Below are 14632 nucleotides of genomic sequence, written 5' to 3' on the forward strand. Positions count from 1 at the left end.
TCGTCACCGCAACCAACCACGGCATCGACGCCTTCCATGCGCTCCGTGACGCCTTCCTCGGCAACCCCTGGACGCTGTCTCAAGCCACCGCATAACCCCAGCTCACGGATACGTGTGAGTGGTTACGTTCCCGCGGGTACGACCACGGTGACCACCAACCGCAGCGTGGAGGCAGGTTGGCCGGGCGGCGGCGAGGCGATCGAATACAGCCGGAACGGCTCGGGCGGAATTTCCCGCAGTTCTCGGCACTGACCCTCGCCTTCACTCCGGGCAGCCATCCAACTCCTGGCCAACCCGGTTAGGAGAGTGATTGACTCAGCCGCGCACCACCAGTTCGTCCAGGAGATTCGGGAACAGTTCGTGCGCCTTTTCTGCACGACACAGTCCATGACCTGTTGCCGCCGCGGCTCGCCGGCTCCTCAAGCGGTTCGGCCCGCCGGCACGGCCCCATGAGCCGATACCCCTTCCCCGCCGGTGATTCACCGACTGCTGATGGGCTGGACGCCGGGAGGGAGTTGGGCCTGTTCCTGGGCGTCCAGGAAGGCCTTGACGACGGCGGCGTCCGAGCGGCGCCTGGTCCAGAAGAGGGCGACTTGTCGATGGGCGGTCGGGGAGTCGATGGTGCGGGTCGCGAGGCCTTCGGTGCTGGTGGTCTCCAGGACGAGGCGGTTGATTATGCCGATGCCGAAGGCCGAGCGGACGAGCGCGACCAGGGTGGCCGGCTGGTCGGTGAGGTAGGCGATGTCGGCTCGTGCCGCGTCCTCGCCGAGCGTGTTGCGGAGGTCGAATCCGCCGCCCTCCTCCTCGCTTCCGGCCGGGTTGCCGATCAGCGGGCGCTCCAAGATGTCGGCGACGCTGAGCGAGGCCTTGCGGGTGAGGAGATCTTGCTCGCGCATGACGGCGACGATGTCCTCGCGCCAGATCGTCCGGTGGCAGAGCGTCGTTTCGTGGATCTTCGGGAGCAGGGGCCGGAACGCCAGGTCGACGGCGCCGCTGACGACCATCTCCTCCAGCGTCGAGGCGGTTCCCTCGTGAAGCTCGATGGTGATGCCCGGGTACTTCGCCGTCAGGGCCCGCAGGATCGAGGGCAGGTAGGTTGAGCTGACGCTCGGATAGCTGCCGATCTTGACGTGGGCGACGAAGTTGTCGAGCGTGCTGCGGGCCGCCTCGACGCCGCGCTGGAGCTCGAGAAGGGCGTTCAGGGCGTGGCCGCGGAACAGCTCACCCGCCTCGGTCGTGCAGATGGGGCGTGCCTTACGGTCGAAAAGGGTCACGCCGAGGGCGTGTTCCAGCGCGGCGATGTGCGCGCTGACCCACGACTGCGACAGGTGCAGCACGAGGGTGGCCGCGCCGAACCCGCCCTTGTCGGCCACGGCGAGGAAGCTGCGCAGCCACGCGGTCTGGAGCGACATGGCGTCCCGGGGATCGCGCGGGGCGAGATCGACGATCTCCACCGCGGGTTCCTCCGCCGGTGGGCCGCTCATCGTGATCCCGTCCGGGCCATCTCGACGAGTTCGGCCAGGTGGAGCACGCGCGTGCGGAGCCGAGCCCGGCGCACCTCCGTGGTCAGCTGACGCTGGCAGCCAGGGTTTAACACAACCAGGAAATCTAGTTTAAGTCTGGCTAATTCCACCATCTTGGGGGCCAGAACTCGTCGGCTGTCGCGGCGTCTGAGCAGGGAGTAGGTGCCTGCCGCGCCGCAGCAGTCGGCCGCGCCGGGCACCTCGACGTGGTCTCCGAGCGCGCTGATCACGCGCCGGGGCGCCTCGCTGACGCCCAGCCCGTTGCGCAGGTGGCAGGAGTCCTGGAGGCCGATGCGGGCCCGCCGGCCGTCGATGCGGATCGGGCCGGGCAGCTGTCCGTTCTCGAGCAGTGCTTCGGAGTAGTCGGCCACCCGGTCCCGGCCCACGACGGCGGCGAGGTGGGCGCTGCAGCCGCCGGCGGTGGAGACGATCCGGCCGGGACGGCCGGCGAGCCGGCGGGCCATCCGCTCGCCGAGGGCTCGCTCGCCGTTGTGGGCGTGGAGCGCTCCGCAGCACCCCTGGTCCGGTGGGATCGCGACGCCCTGGAGGGTGGTCGCGGCGGCCCGGCTCACCCGGGGGAACAGAACCCGCTCGAAGCAGCCGAGCATCAGAGCCGTGTCCGTCTCGGAGGCGGTGAACCGGGCATGCCGCCGCACCTTGCCCACCAGCCGGATGAGCCGCTCGCTCGCGGCGAAGGCCAGCAGCGGGCGGATACGCATCGGGCGCCGCCGTCCCTTCCACTGGGCGTCACGCAGGTCTTCCAGGAGACTCCCGTACGGGACACCCGCAGGACACACCGGTTCGCAGGCGCGGCAGCCGAGGCAGAACGAGCCCTGTTCGAGCGCGGCCGGATCGAACAGGTCGACTTCCCCGCCCTCGACGGCGCGCATGAGGGCGATGCGGCCGCGCGGCGAGGACGACTCGTCGCCCGTCAGCTGGTAGGTCGGGCGGGAGGGCAGGCAGAAGCCGGACGAGATGCAGGTGCCGAGGTCGTCGGCGTCGAAGATCATCGCGTGACCTTCCCGGGGTTGAGGATGCCCACCGGGTCGAAGGTCTTCTTGATCCGGGCTTGCAGGTCGGTCTGGGCGGCCCCGAGCTGTGCCGGGAGGTAGGGGCAGTTTCGCGGCGCCGACGCCGTGCTCCCCGGTGATGGTGCCGCCGAGGTCGATCGCGGCCTGGAACACCTCGGCGAACGCCGCGTGCACCCGCTCGCGCCCGGCGAGGTCGGCCGGATCGAAGCAGCCGGTCGGGTGGGTGTTCCCGTCGCCGGCGTGGCCGAAGGTCGCGATGGTCACCTCGTGGGCCGCGGCGATGGTGTTGATGCGGTGGACCAGTTCGGGCAGGCGGGAGCGTGGCACTCCGACGTCTTCCAGGATGGTCGCGCCGCCCAGCCTGGCCAGTGCCGGTAGCGCGCAGCGCCGCGCGGCCAGCAGCGCCTCAGCCTCGGCGGCCGCCGTGGCGACCTGCACCGAGGTGGCGCCGTGGCCGGGCATGAGCCCGGCCATCTTCCGCAGCGTGCGGGCCACCTCGTCCGGGCTGCCGTCGTCGCCGAACAGCAGGAGAGCGCCCGCCGTGACGTCCAGGCCGAGCCGGACGTGGGCCTCGACGGCGCGGACGCACCGCGCGTCGAGGAACTCCAGGGTCGCGGGGAGGATTCCGGCGGCGATCACTCCGCCTACCGCGTCGCTCGCCGATTCCAGGTCGGGGAAGTAGGCCAGCCCGGTGGCGCTGGTCGCGGGCGCGGGCCGCAGGGCGAGCGTCAGTTCCGTCAGCACCGCGAGGGTGCCTTCCGATCCGGTGAGCAAGTGGACGAGGTCATATCCGGCGACGTCCTTGAAGCCGACCGCCCGCCCGGATGATCTGCCCGTCGGCGAGGACGGCCTGGACGCCCAAGACGTAGCCGCCGGTGTTGCCGTACTTGAGGCCGTGCAGCCCGCCGGCGTTGGTGGCCACGTTCCCGCCGAGGGTGGACACCCGCCGGCTGCCCGGATCGGGCGGGTAGTGCAGCCCGTGCTCGCGCGCCGCCGCCGCCAGGGCCTGCGTGGTGACGCCAGGCTCCACGACGGCGACCAGGTCGACCTGGTCGATCGACAGGATGCGGTTCATGCGCGTCAGCGCGAGCACGATCCCGCCCTGGACCGGGACGGCTCCGGCGGCGAGGCTGCTGCCGGCGCCGCGCGGGACGACCGGGATCGAGCGTTCGTTCGCCCACGCCAGGATCCGTGACACCTCCGTCGCGGAGCCCGGCCTGACGACCGCGATCGGCCGGCCGGTGAAGCCGAACGTGGCGTCCGTCCGGTACGGCACCAGCGCCGCCGGGCGGACTTCCACGTTGCCCGACCCCACGATCTTGCTCAGGTCGGCGGAGAGGGTTCTCATGCCGCCGTCATCCCGCCGTCGAGGACGAGTGCGGCCCCGTTGACGAACCTGCCCTCGGGTCCGGCGAGGAAAGCGACCATGGCCGCGACCTCCTCGGGCGACCCCATGCGCCCGTCCAGCTGCCGTGCCGCCATCGCCGCGCGGGCCGCCGCCGGATCGGGGGCGTTAGAGAGGATCTTGCCGATCCATTCGGTCTCCACGGTCCCGGGGCAGATCGCCACGCAGCGGATCCCCTCGCGGGCGTGGTCGACGGCGACCGCGCGCGTGAGGCCGACCAGCCCGGCCTTGGACGCGCAGTAGGCGGCCCGGCTGGCGAGCCCGACCTGGCCGCCCACGGAGGCGATGTTGACGATGACGCCGCTGCCGCGGTCGAGCATCAGCGGAAGGATCGCCCGGATGGTGAGGAACGGCCCGGTCAGGTTGACCGCCAGGACGCGGTTCCAGTCCGCGTCGCTCGTCTCCAGGACGGTCGCGGCCAGCCCGATCCCGGCGACGTTCACCAGTACCTCCGGGGCGCCGACGGTGACCGCGATCTCCCGGGTGACCGACCCGACGGCCAGCGGATCGCACAGGTCGGCAGTGAACGGGCGGGCCAGGCCGCCGGCTTCCCCGATCAGAGCGGAGGTCTCGGCGAGGCCGGTGCCGTCGAGGTCCATCATCGCGATCTCGTAGCCCTCGCGGGCCAGGCGCAGGGCGGTGGCGCGGCCGATGCCGGAAGCGGCGCCGGTCACCACGGCGACGGCGCTCATGAGTACGCCGTCCCAGGCAGCGAGCCGTCCATGGCGTATCCGCCGTCGACGTCCAGGCAGGCGCCGGTGGTGTAGCACGCCTCTTCGGAGGCGAGGTAGGCGATGGCGGACGCCACCCATTCGGGCGGCGCGATCTTTCCCAGGGGGATCTTCGCCTGCAGGGAGCTGACGATCTCGGGGGTGTAGATCGACTCGCTCATCACCGTACGGGTGGCGCCCGGCCGCACGCAGTTGACGGTGATGCCGTGGGGGGCCAGTTCCGAGGCCATCGTGCGGGTCATGGCCTCCAGGCCGCCCTTGGTCGCGGTGTAGGGCGCGGCGTTCGGTTCGGAGACCACCGCGTGGACGGAGGATACGTTGACGATGCGGCCGGGCGTGGCGTGGTCGACCATGATGCGGGCGACGGCCTGGCTGAGGAAGAACACCCCGGTCAGGTTGACTGCGAGGACGCGGTCCCAGTGGGCCCGGGTGACCTGGAGGAAGGGGGCGATGTGCAGGATCCCGGCGACGTTGGCCAGCACGTCGACCCGTTCGAACTCCCCGCGCAGGTACTCCCCCAGCCGCTCGGCGGCGTCCGGTCCGGCGACGTCCAGGGCGAGCTGGTGGAGCCGCTTGTCCCCCGCCTCCGCCCAGGGCCGGGTGTGATTGATGTCGACCGCCACGACGGTGGCGCCCTCGCTCAGCAGCCGGATCGGGTAAGCCGGAAGGGGGTGGCGGGCCGTCCGGGGGTCCGGGCGTCGCGCTCCAGCACAGCGCCCGACAGCGGCCACTCCTCCAGCTGGGCGGGGGTGAGGCCGAGACAGGCCGAGGTGATGTACATCGTCTGGAGCCCGGGCCCGCCGAAGGCGACACTCGTCGGGCGCGGGACCGGGACCGGCACCCGCTCGGCCGCGGCGCCGTCGGGCGTGAAGCGGTCACGTGTGCTCCGTCCCAGAAGGCGCACCAGACGTCGCCCCGGGAGTCCACGCGCAGGCCGTCGGGGATGCCGGGCAGTGCGGAGGTGTCGGCGAAGATCTGGCGGGCGGTGGTCTCCCCGGTCTCCGCGTCGAAGGCGTACCGGTAGATGAGGTCGGCCCGGGAGTCCACGAAGTACATCCACCGGCCGTCCGGCGACCAGTCGATGCCGTTGGAGCAGTAGAAGCCCGCATCGACCGTCGTGTGAGTGCCGTCGCCGTCCAGCCGATAGAGCCGGCCCGCCGGCCGGGTCTCGCCATCCTCCAGCGACCCGGTCCAGAACCGCCCGGCGGGGTCGACAGAGCCGTCGTTGAAACGGCAGGCCGGACGGTCCGCCTCGGGGTCGGCCAGGAAGGTACGGCCTCCGGTCCGCAGATCCAGGAGATGCCACCCGGTGCGCATCCCGGCGATGAGGACGTGCGGATCGTCGGTGAGACCGAGGCAGCCGACCTGGGCCTGGACGTCGATCCGGGCCGGCCGCGCGGCGTCGGCGGCTTGGGCGAAGACCGTTCCCCCGACGATGTCCACCCAGTAGAGGGTGCCGGTCCGCGCGTCCCACAGCGGCCCCTCGCCCAGCGTGGCACGGCCATCCCAGAACACCGACGTCATACAACGGCTCCCATCCGCCACGGCACGATCTCCTCGGTTCCGAATCCGAGCGCCTCGGACTTGCTCGGGGTGCCCGACGCCATGTCCACCAGCGCCTCGAACAGCAGGATTCCATGGCGGATCTGATCGTCCCGGGACATCGCCGGGCCGGCGTCGAAGTCCATGTCGGCGCGCATGTGCTCGAACAGCCGCGTGGTGGTGCTGATCTTGAGGCAGGGGGTGGGGCGCGACCCGAAGACCGATCCCCGCCCGGTGGTGAACGCCAGCAGGTTGGCGCCGCCGGCGACCATGCCTGTCGCCGAGACCGGGTCGTATCCCGGGGTGTCCATGAACGTCAGTCCCGCGGCGGTGACCGGGTCGGCGTAGGCGACGACGGCGTTGAGCGGGCTCGTGCCGCCCTTCAGCACGGCGCCCAGCGACTTCTCCCAGATGGTCGTGATGCCGCCGTCGCGGTTGCCCTTGGACGGGTTGTTGTCCAGCTCCGCGTTGTTGCTCGCCGTGTAGGCCTGCCACCAGGTGATGAGGTCGTCGATCCGCCGGCCGACCGCCGGCGTGGCGGCCCGCGCGCGCAGCACGTGCTCGGCACCGTAGATCTCGGGGGTCTCACCGAGGATGACCTTGCCGCCCGCGGCCACCAGCAGGTCGGCCGCGACGCCCAGGGTCGGGTTGGCGGTCAGGCCCGAGTAGGCGTCGCTGCCGCCGCACTGCAGCCCCAGGGTCAGTTCGCCGACCGGGATGGGTTCGCGCCGCAGGCCGGCCAGGCGCGACGCCATCGCCTGGAGGGCGGTCAGCGCGGCGTTGACGGTGGCGGCGGTGCCGCCGAGGTCCTGGATGGAGAGGGTTTCGACAGCCGGGCCGCCGGCCAGGACGTGCTCCGGCTGGTTGATCTCGCAACCCAGGCTGACCACCACCGCGCCCGCGAGGTTCGCGTGACCGGCGTAGCCGCGCAGGGTGCGGCGCAGGATGTCGTCTCCCAGAGTGCCTTCGGCCATGCCGCAGCCCAGGTCGTGGGTTAGGGCGATGACGCCGTCCAGGCCCTCCGCCTTGATCTGCGCGTTGGCGGCCTGTGCGATCATCCGGGCGACCGTCGAGGAGCAGTTCACCGTCGGGAGGACCGCGAGGTAGGTGCGGGTCGCGGCCCGGCCGTCGGGCCTGCGGTAGCCGAGAAAGTGGTCGCGGGTCGGTGCGACCGGAGGGGTCCAGGCGCGCGGCCCGGCGGGCGTCGTGGCCGGGCCGAGGCTCTGCGGTCCGACGCCGAGGTTGTGCAGGTGCACGTGGGAGCCGGGCGCGATGTCGCGCAGCGCGATGCCGATGACCTCGCCGTACTTGCGCACGGGCGTGCCCTCGGCGATGGCGCGCACCGCGACCTTGTGGCCGGCCGGGACGTCGTCGGCCGCGGTGACGACGCCGCCGTCGACCTGGACAGGCGTTCCGGCTTCGAGATGCTCGCGGACGAGTCCCACGTCATCCACGCCCTCCAGCGGAACCAGAGGGACGGCGAGGTCCGCAGTCATCCAACGCTCGATGGCGATTCAGAGGTGGTCACGCCCGCCACCTTAGGCCGGGTAATAGTTCCTGATGAAGCGCGAGTAACGAAACGCGGCCATCCGTCCTGCGAATAGTCACAGGCCAGCGGGCGCCTGCCGAATAAAAGCCGAATTGGTGCGGCTAGGGTGAAAGTCATCCCGGTCCGAGAAAGGCAAGAACATGAAATTCGCACGGCACGGCGACCCCGGCGCGGAAAACCCATCGTGTGCGGCGCCGACGGACGCTGGCGGGATCTCACCCCGGTCGCCGGGGACGTGACGCCGGATGTGCTGACGCGGCCGGAGTCCGAGCTCGGCCTGGACGCGCTGCCAGTCGTCACCCGCCTGGAGCGGTTCGGGCCGCCGCTGGCGCGGGTGGGAAAGATCGTCTGCATCGGGCTGAACTACCGGGACCACGCCGAGGAGACGGGGGCGACTCCGCCCGCCGAGCCGATCGTCTTCCTCAAGGCCCCCGACACGGTCGTCGGCCCGGACGACGACGTGCTGATCCCGCGCGGCTCGACGAAGACCGACTGGGGGGTGGAGCTCGCCGTCGTCATCGGCGCGAAGGCCCGCTACCTGGACGGACCCGAGTCGGCCCTGGCGTACGTGGCCGGGTACACGATCAGCAACGACGTCAGCGAGCGCGAGTTCCAGCTGGAGCGGGGCGGCCAGTGGGACAAGGGCAAGAACTGCGAGACCTTCAACCCGCTCGGCCCGTGGATCCTCACCGCGGACGAGGTGCCCGACCCGCGAAAGCTGGGCCTGCGGCTGCGGGTCAACGGACAGTCGCGCCAGGACGGCACCACCGCCGACATGATCTTCGATGTGGCGTATCTGGTACCTCAGCCAGTTCATGGTGCTCAATCCCGGCGACGTCATCAACACCGGCACCCCTGCGGGAGTGGCGCTCGGCAGCCCCGGCCTGCCCTACCTGCGCGACGGCGACGTCGTCGAACTGGAGATCGACGGCCTGGGAAGCCAGCGCCAGAGCTTCAGGGCCGCGTACTGAAACCTGAGGGGCCGGCCGTTCGGCGTACGACCGGCCCCCGTGGTGGCATCAACTCGGGCGAGCTGCTGCCACTTCTGGTTGGTCCCGTTGCCTCAGGACCACAACTGGACGTTCGCGGTGCTGTACAGGTCGGCGTCCAGGCAGAGCTTGGAGTCGACCCCGCGGATCGTGCCGTCGGAGAAGGTCAACCACTTCTGGTTGATCATGCCGTGGCAGTCATGGGTGACCACTCTTGTGCCGTTGGTCTTGCCGAAACCGAAGGCGTCCAGGCATTTCGTTCCGTTGTAGACGGTGATGGTGTTGGCGGCGGTCCGGGTCCACCGCTGGTTGACGCCGGTCCCGCAGTCCGCCACCTGGGGCTGGACGTCGTTGTTCTGCGAGCTGCCGGGGACGTCGAGGCACTTGTTGTACCAAAGGCTGCGCAACCGGGTCGTGGCGGAGCCGGACTCGCCCCAGGCGTACTTCAGCCGGTCGACGGCCGCGGGGTTGGGGATCCACAGCGGCAGGTTCTGGGTGCCGCCGGCGTAGGCGCTGTAGAGGCGCAGGAGGTTCAGCGAGTCGTGGTCGGGGCTGGTGGTGCGGCCGCCGATGCCGTGGCACCAGATCGCGCCCAGGCGGTACTCACGGATGACATCGGTGATGGCGCGCAGGTAGGCGATCTCCTTGGGGGTGCTCGCGCTGGGGGTGGCGTCGTAGTCGATGCCGTTGTCGGCGTCGGCGCCGAACTCCTCGATGACCGTACGGGAGGCGCAGTTGCCCATGTACATCTTGATGTCGTTGACCCACTCGGTGTAGGTCCGCGCCGGGTAGGGGAAGGCGTAGCGGTGCATCGCCAGGTAGACACCCTCGAAGCGGGGGTCGTTGCACAGCGGCCGCAGGTCGGTTCCCCAGCCGCCGCCATCCGCCTGGGCGCCCTCGATGAGCATGCGCTCCTTGGGGAAGCCGTTGGCGGTCTGGCGGGTGATCCAGTTGGCCGCGAAGTTCAGCCACTGGGGAGTGGTGAAGCCGATGGGCTCGTTGATCGGGTCGAAGAAGATCTGCGGGTTGCCCCGGTACCTGGTTGTGAGGGTTCCCACATCTGGTTCCAGGTGTTCAGGTAGCTGTCGACGACCTTGTTGCTGCCGTCCTCCACCCAGTGGCTGAGGACGACCTTGAAACCTTTGGCCGTCGCGGCGTCGATGACGCCGTTGTAGCTGTTCCAGGCGACGGTGGCCGGGTTGATGGGTAACCGGACGGTGTTGGCGCCCAGGGCGCTCTGGAAGGCCCCGAACATGGCGTCGGCCTTGCTCCGGGTGGCGTTGTAGTCGTCACCGGCCGACAGGCCCTGCAGGACGAGCCGGTCGAAGGTGAAGTTGTCCCCCAGGCGTGACCAGTGCACGCCCTTGAACTGGCTGGGGTCCAGGACCGCGGCGGCGGCCGGCGCCGCGCCGGACACCGCCATGAGCGGCGTCGGCAGCAGCAGGATCAGTGCGGCCGACAACCAGGTCAGCACGCGGCGGAAGAGAGAGGGAGGGGTGGCGTGGGGGCGCGGCATGGAATTCCTTTCCGCTCTGGCGCGCACATATTTACATCTGCCTGTAGCGCGCCGTTAATCGGTTGGAAATGAACGTATCGGCGCTTCCCGGACGCGTCGATCGCGATTTCCGGGACTCGCCGATCCGTTGTACGAATTGCCGCTGGAGTTTCCGGATCCGCGTTTCAGCCACCGGCCTATTCCGGCGGCGGAGGCGGCGATGAAAATGACGGCTCCGGTCACTATCTGCTGGTCGAAAGAGGCCAGCCCGAGCAGGCTCATTCCGTTGGAGAGAAAGCCGAGCAAGAGCACTCCGACCGCGGTGCGCAGCAGGCTGCCGCGTCCGCCGAACAGGCTGGTGCCACCGAGGACGACGGCGCCCACGATGTTCAGCAGCAGCGGGCCGCCCATGCCGGCGCCCGCCCCCGCGAGCCCGGACGTCAGGACGATTCCGGCGATCGCCGAGAACAGCCCCGCCACCGCGTAGACGCTCGCCTTGGTGCGGGCGACATGGACGCCGCTGATCCGCGCGACCTCGACGTTTGCCCCGACGTGCAGGACGCGCCGTCCCCACGCGGTGATGACGAACGTCGCGCCGATCGCCGCGATCGCGACGACCGCGGACTGGCTGCACACGTTGATGATGTTGGAGGGGGTCAGCATCCCGTCGGTGAGGACACTCAGGACCGCGACGAGGACGATCAGCGCGGGCAGCATCGACAGGTCGGTGAGCCAGCCTGGACGGCGGGCCGGATCGCGCGGCCACGACGCGGGCTTGGCGGACTGGGCGGGGGGCGCGGTGGAGGACGCCGTGGCGACGCCCTCCCCGCGGACGGATTCAGGCGACGACACAGCCCCACACCTGCGAACTGGTCGCGGCGAAGTTGGCCTGGTCGAGGCTGAGGCCCTTCGTCTGGACCGATTTGGGGCTGACGCTCCGGCCTCCCAGCGCGGTGGTGATCGCCGAGATGGCCTGCTTGCCGAAGTCGTCGACCGGAGTGGCGACGTCGGCGTCGAGGATCTTGTCCTTCATGGCCTTGCAGCCGTTCTGGTCGCCGTCGATGGTCACCAGGAACACGTGCTTGGGATCCTCGATCGGGGCCAGGCGCCCGGCCGCCTGCAGGGCGGACTGAACGGACGGCAGCAGGAAGTCCGACGGAACGAAGATCGCGTTGATGTCGGGGTTCTTCTGGAGCGCGTTGGAGGTGCCGTCGAGGGCCTGGGCCGGATCCCAGTTGGTGGGGACCTGGCTGACGGCGGTGACGTTGGGGTCGCCCTTCAGGGCCTCGTTGAACCCGTCCCTGCGGCCGATCGCGTTCTGGTCGGTGAGCGCGCCCACCAGTTCCAGTACCTTCAGCGGCTTGGTCTTGCCCGCGTCGATGAACTCGGCGGCGGCCAGCTTGCCGTCGGCGACCGGGTCGCCGGTGATCTGGAACGTGATGTTCTGCTGGTCGGCGACGGCCCGATCGATGGCGATGAACGGGACGTCGCGGGCCTTGGCCAGGCTGACGGAGGAGGCGATCTGCTGGCCGTCCTGGGCGATCACGACCAGCGCGCTGACCTTGCGTGTCTGGATCAGGTCCTGGATCTGGGCGGCCTGCTTCTGCGGGTCCTTGTCGGCGACGTTGAAGACGACCTCGTATCCGGCCTCGGTGGCCGCCTTCTCGATCGCCGATTTCTCGGCCTGGCGGATGCTGTTGAGCAGATCGAAACTCACGCCGATCGTGACCCTCTCGCCGGAGCCGTCCGAGCCGGACTCCTACTGAGACGAACCACAACCGGCGAGCACCAGAGCCGACGCCGCGAGGGCGGCCGTGTATCGGATGAGGGAGGGGACTTGCATCGGGGGGTGTCCTTTCCTTATGACGCAGCGGCCGGCCGCAAGGCTTGAGCCAGGGTCCGCCACCGGAATGCGGCGGCGATGACCGCGACGAGCAGGACGCCGCCGCGGACGATGTCGAAGACGTAGGGCGAGGCCCCGGAGAACACCAGCCCGGTCTGGGCGGTGGTGAGGACGAGGGCGCCCAGGACGGTGCCGATGATGCTGCCCCGCCCGCCGAACAGGCTGGTTCCGCCGAGCACCACCGCTGTGATCACGGTGAGCTCGTAGCCATCGCCGATGGACGGCTGGACGGCTCCCAGCCGCGCGGTCTGGGTGAGCGAGGCGAGCGCCGCCAGCACGCCCGCGAGCGCGTACGCGCCGATCGTCACCGCGCGGACGGGCAGCCCGGCGTCGCGGGCCGCGGCCGGGTTGGAGCCGACTGCCTGGAGGTGCCGGCCGAACACGGTCCGGCCGAACACGGTCCGGCCGAACACGGTCCGGCCGAACACCAGCACTCCGCCCAACACCGTCACGGCGGCGAGCAGGATCGGAGCGGGAACGCCGAGGAGGCTGCCGGTGCCGATGTCCTGCAGGTGCGCGGGGAGATCGATGTTCTGCTGGCCGGTGATGTGGCCGCCGGCTCCCCGGAAGACCTGCATCGAGGCGAGGGTGACGATGAGGGCGGGAACCCTGGTCAGCGCGATCGCCACCCCGTTGACCAGGCCCATCAGCAGCCCGGTCGCGGCGATGGCGGCGAACACCAGGCCGGCGGGCGCCGCGCCGAGCGCCCGGCTGGACTCGATCGCGGCCGCCAGGAACAGCATCGACCCGACGGACAGGTCGATCCCCCCGGTCATGATCACGAAGGTCGCCCCGACGGCGGCGATGATCAACGGGCTCGCCTGGATGGCGATGTTGCGGAAGTCCGCCCCTGTGCCGAACTCGTCGTAGAGGCCGGACAGGGCGAGCACGAGGACCAGCCACACGAGGAGCAGCGGCTGCCGGCGCAGAGCGCGTGCACACCATCGGCAGGCGGATCTCATCGAGTGCCTCCCGTCGCCAGGCGGATGACGGCTTCCTGGGTCGCGCTCCGCCGGTCGAGGATTCCGGCCAGCCGGCCGTCGTGCATGACGCCGACGCGATGAGCCAGTCCGAGCACTTCCTCCAGCTCGGAACTGATCAGCAGGACAGCCGTTCCCGCGCGCGCGAGATCGGCCAGGAGCCGGTAGATCTCGGCCTTGGCGCCGACGTCGATGCCGCGAGTGGGCTCGTCCAGGATGATCAGCCGGGGTTGTCCGTTGAGCCATTTGGCCAGCACGACCTTCTGCTGGTTGCCGCCGCTCAGTGATCCGCCGTCCGCCTCCAGCCCGCTGCGGGCCGTCAGGGCCACCGCGGTCGCGAGGTCCTTGGTGAGACGGCGTTCGGCCGCATGGTCGAGCCGTCCGAACGGCCGGCACACCGAGCCGAGGCCGACGATCGAGAGGCTCTCGCGGATCGGCCGGTCCAGGAACAGGCCCTCGTTCCGCCGGTCCTCGGTGACGAAGGCGATTCCCGCGGCGATCGAAGCGCGGACGTCGCCGCGCCGCAGCAGCCGTCCGGCCACCTCGATCCGCCCGATCCTGCCCGCGAGCCCGAAGATCGCCCGGGCCACCTCGGTACGGCCCGACCCCATCAGCCCGGCCAGACCGAAGATCTCGCCCTCGGCGACGTCGAACGAGATCCCCTCGACCCGAGCGCCGTCGCCCAGGTCACGAACCGACAGCGCGATCTCCTGCCGCGGCTTCGCGGTTTCGGGGTATCCCTGGGCGAGCTCGCGCCCCACCATGAGCGCCTCGAGCGTGGCGCGGTCGAGCTCGCCGGTCGGCCGGTCGGCCACCAGCCGCCCGTCCCTCATGACCACGATCCGCTGACTGAGCCTGAAGATCTCCTCGAGGTAGTGGGTGATGTAGAGGACGGCCACCCCGTCGTCACGCAACCGCTCGACAATTCGCATGATCATCTCGCGTTCGCCGAGATTAAGCGAGGCGGTCGGTTCGTCGAACACGATGGCCCGGGGCTCGATGGCCAAGGCCTTGGCGATCTCCACCAGCTGCCGCTGCCCAGCGGGGAGTTCGCGCACGAGGGCATCAGGCCCGAATCCGGCACCGACCCGCCGCAGCAGGAGGGAAGCGGTGCGCCGCAAGGCCGCGGGCCGGACCGTGCCCACACGGGACGACCCGAGCTGGCTAATGAGAATGTTCTCTGCGACTGTCAAGTCCGGAAAAAGGCTGGTCTCCTGATGCACCGTGGCCACGTTTCCCGCGTCCCCGAAATCGACGTGACCGGAGTCAGGCCGCAGAGTTCCGCCGATGATATTCTTGATTGTGGACTTTCCCGCGCCGTTTTCCCCGGCCAGCGCAACGACCTCGCCGCTCGGGACCCAGAGCTCCGGAAGTTGGTGACCCGCACGTGCGCTCACGTGCGGGTTCCTACACATCACATCTCTGCAAATCTTGTTGAAATAAGATAAGGTGTGAAGGTGTCCGCAGCCGTAGCGGTCATGCTT

General features: G+C 70.1%; 14 protein-coding genes and 1 pseudogene. 1 reads left to right on the forward strand and 14 read right to left on the reverse strand.

The window, feature by feature from the left end; genetic code table 11:
• Window positions 1–122: 122 nt before the first annotated feature.
• From ABGB08_RS53010 to ABGB08_RS53045, 8 genes are all read right to left on the reverse strand, one after another.
• On the reverse strand, window positions 123–278 hold the full coding sequence (locus ABGB08_RS53010) for a hypothetical protein (RefSeq protein WP_347607658.1): 156 nt from the start codon (window positions 276–278) through the stop codon (window positions 123–125).
• 201 nt (window positions 279–479) lie between these two features.
• Window positions 480–1484 carry a LysR family transcriptional regulator gene (locus ABGB08_RS53015; protein WP_347607661.1) on the reverse strand — a complete coding sequence of 335 codons (1005 nt, stop codon included), beginning with the start codon at window positions 1482–1484 and terminating at the stop codon, window positions 480–482.
• Window positions 1481–3328: an FAD-linked oxidase C-terminal domain-containing protein gene (locus ABGB08_RS53020; RefSeq protein ID WP_347607664.1), complete on the reverse strand. Its 1848-nt coding sequence runs from the start codon at window positions 3326–3328 to the stop codon at window positions 1481–1483. Before ABGB08_RS53020 ends, ABGB08_RS53015 begins: the two co-directional genes overlap by 4 nt.
• A gap of 10 nt (window positions 3329–3338) precedes the next feature.
• The gene (locus ABGB08_RS53025; protein ID WP_347607667.1) at window positions 3339–3902 is read right to left on the reverse strand and encodes an FAD-binding oxidoreductase; all 564 of its coding nucleotides are present in this window, start codon (window positions 3900–3902) and stop codon (window positions 3339–3341) included.
• Window positions 3899–4651, reverse strand: coding sequence for an SDR family oxidoreductase (locus ABGB08_RS53030; protein WP_347607670.1), 753 nt, complete (start codon window positions 4649–4651; stop codon window positions 3899–3901). The genes ABGB08_RS53025 and ABGB08_RS53030 overlap by 4 nt, the downstream gene beginning before the upstream one ends.
• Window positions 4648–5313, reverse strand: coding sequence for an SDR family oxidoreductase (locus ABGB08_RS53035; RefSeq protein WP_347607673.1), 666 nt, complete (start codon window positions 5311–5313; stop codon window positions 4648–4650). Before ABGB08_RS53035 ends, ABGB08_RS53030 begins: the two co-directional genes overlap by 4 nt.
• A gap of 17 nt (window positions 5314–5330) precedes the next feature.
• Window positions 5331–5594 (reverse strand): SMP-30/gluconolactonase/LRE family protein, encoded by a 264-nt coding sequence (locus ABGB08_RS53040; RefSeq protein WP_347607676.1) that lies wholly within the window; start codon window positions 5592–5594, stop codon window positions 5331–5333.
• A gap of 616 nt (window positions 5595–6210) precedes the next feature.
• A complete protein-coding gene (locus ABGB08_RS53045; protein WP_347607679.1) occupies window positions 6211–7728 on the reverse strand; it encodes an altronate dehydratase family protein in 1518 nt (505 codons plus the stop codon).
• A gap of 387 nt (window positions 7729–8115) precedes the next feature.
• Between ABGB08_RS53045 and ABGB08_RS53050 the strand changes: the two are divergent.
• Window positions 8116–8752 (forward strand): annotated as a pseudogene (locus tag ABGB08_RS53050) (fumarylacetoacetate hydrolase family protein).
• A gap of 92 nt (window positions 8753–8844) precedes the next feature.
• On the opposite strand, the gene ABGB08_RS53055 reads toward ABGB08_RS53050, so the two are convergent.
• From ABGB08_RS53055 to ABGB08_RS53080, 6 genes are all read right to left on the reverse strand, one after another.
• On the reverse strand, window positions 8845–9828 hold the full coding sequence (locus tag ABGB08_RS53055; RefSeq protein WP_347607682.1) for an RICIN domain-containing protein: 984 nt from the start codon (window positions 9826–9828) through the stop codon (window positions 8845–8847).
• On the reverse strand, window positions 9735–10286 hold the full coding sequence (locus tag ABGB08_RS53060; protein WP_347607685.1) for a hypothetical protein: 552 nt from the start codon (window positions 10284–10286) through the stop codon (window positions 9735–9737). Before ABGB08_RS53060 ends, ABGB08_RS53055 begins: the two co-directional genes overlap by 94 nt.
• A 54-nt stretch (window positions 10287–10340) precedes the next feature.
• Window positions 10341–11117: an ABC transporter permease gene (locus ABGB08_RS53065; protein ID WP_347607688.1), complete on the reverse strand. Its 777-nt coding sequence runs from the start codon at window positions 11115–11117 to the stop codon at window positions 10341–10343.
• Complete coding sequence (locus ABGB08_RS53070; protein ID WP_347607691.1) at window positions 11104–11982, reverse strand: sugar ABC transporter substrate-binding protein; 879 nt, start codon at window positions 11980–11982, stop codon at window positions 11104–11106. The genes ABGB08_RS53065 and ABGB08_RS53070 overlap by 14 nt, the downstream gene beginning before the upstream one ends.
• A 143-nt stretch (window positions 11983–12125) precedes the next feature.
• Entirely contained in the window at window positions 12126–13073 is a 948-nt protein-coding gene (locus ABGB08_RS53075; RefSeq protein WP_347607694.1) for an ABC transporter permease, read from the reverse strand.
• Between the two features lie 53 nt (window positions 13074–13126).
• Window positions 13127–14632 (reverse strand): sugar ABC transporter ATP-binding protein (locus tag ABGB08_RS53080; RefSeq protein ID WP_347607697.1); only part of this gene is annotated, 1506 nt, incomplete at its 5' end.

Origin of the sequence: Acrocarpospora sp. B8E8 (genome assembly GCF_039871605.1) — a bacterium.
Lineage (GTDB): Bacteria > Actinomycetota > Actinomycetes > Streptosporangiales > Streptosporangiaceae > Acrocarpospora > Acrocarpospora macrocephala.

Coding starts and splice junctions, on each gene's coding strand:
- ABGB08_RS53060 (WP_347607685.1), bottom strand. CDS start 10,286: ATGCCGCGCCCCCACGCCACCCCTCCCTCTCTCTTCCGCCGCGTGCTG.
- ABGB08_RS53010 (WP_347607658.1), bottom strand. CDS start 278: ATGGCTGCCCGGAGTGAAGGCGAGGGTCAGTGCCGAGAACTGCGGGAA.
- ABGB08_RS53030 (WP_347607670.1), bottom strand. CDS start 4,651: ATGAGCGCCGTCGCCGTGGTGACCGGCGCCGCTTCCGGCATCGGCCGC.
- ABGB08_RS53045 (WP_347607679.1), bottom strand. CDS start 7,728: ATGACTGCGGACCTCGCCGTCCCTCTGGTTCCGCTGGAGGGCGTGGAT.
- ABGB08_RS53025 (WP_347607667.1), bottom strand. CDS start 3,902: ATGAGAACCCTCTCCGCCGACCTGAGCAAGATCGTGGGGTCGGGCAAC.
- ABGB08_RS53015 (WP_347607661.1), bottom strand. CDS start 1,484: ATGAGCGGCCCACCGGCGGAGGAACCCGCGGTGGAGATCGTCGATCTC.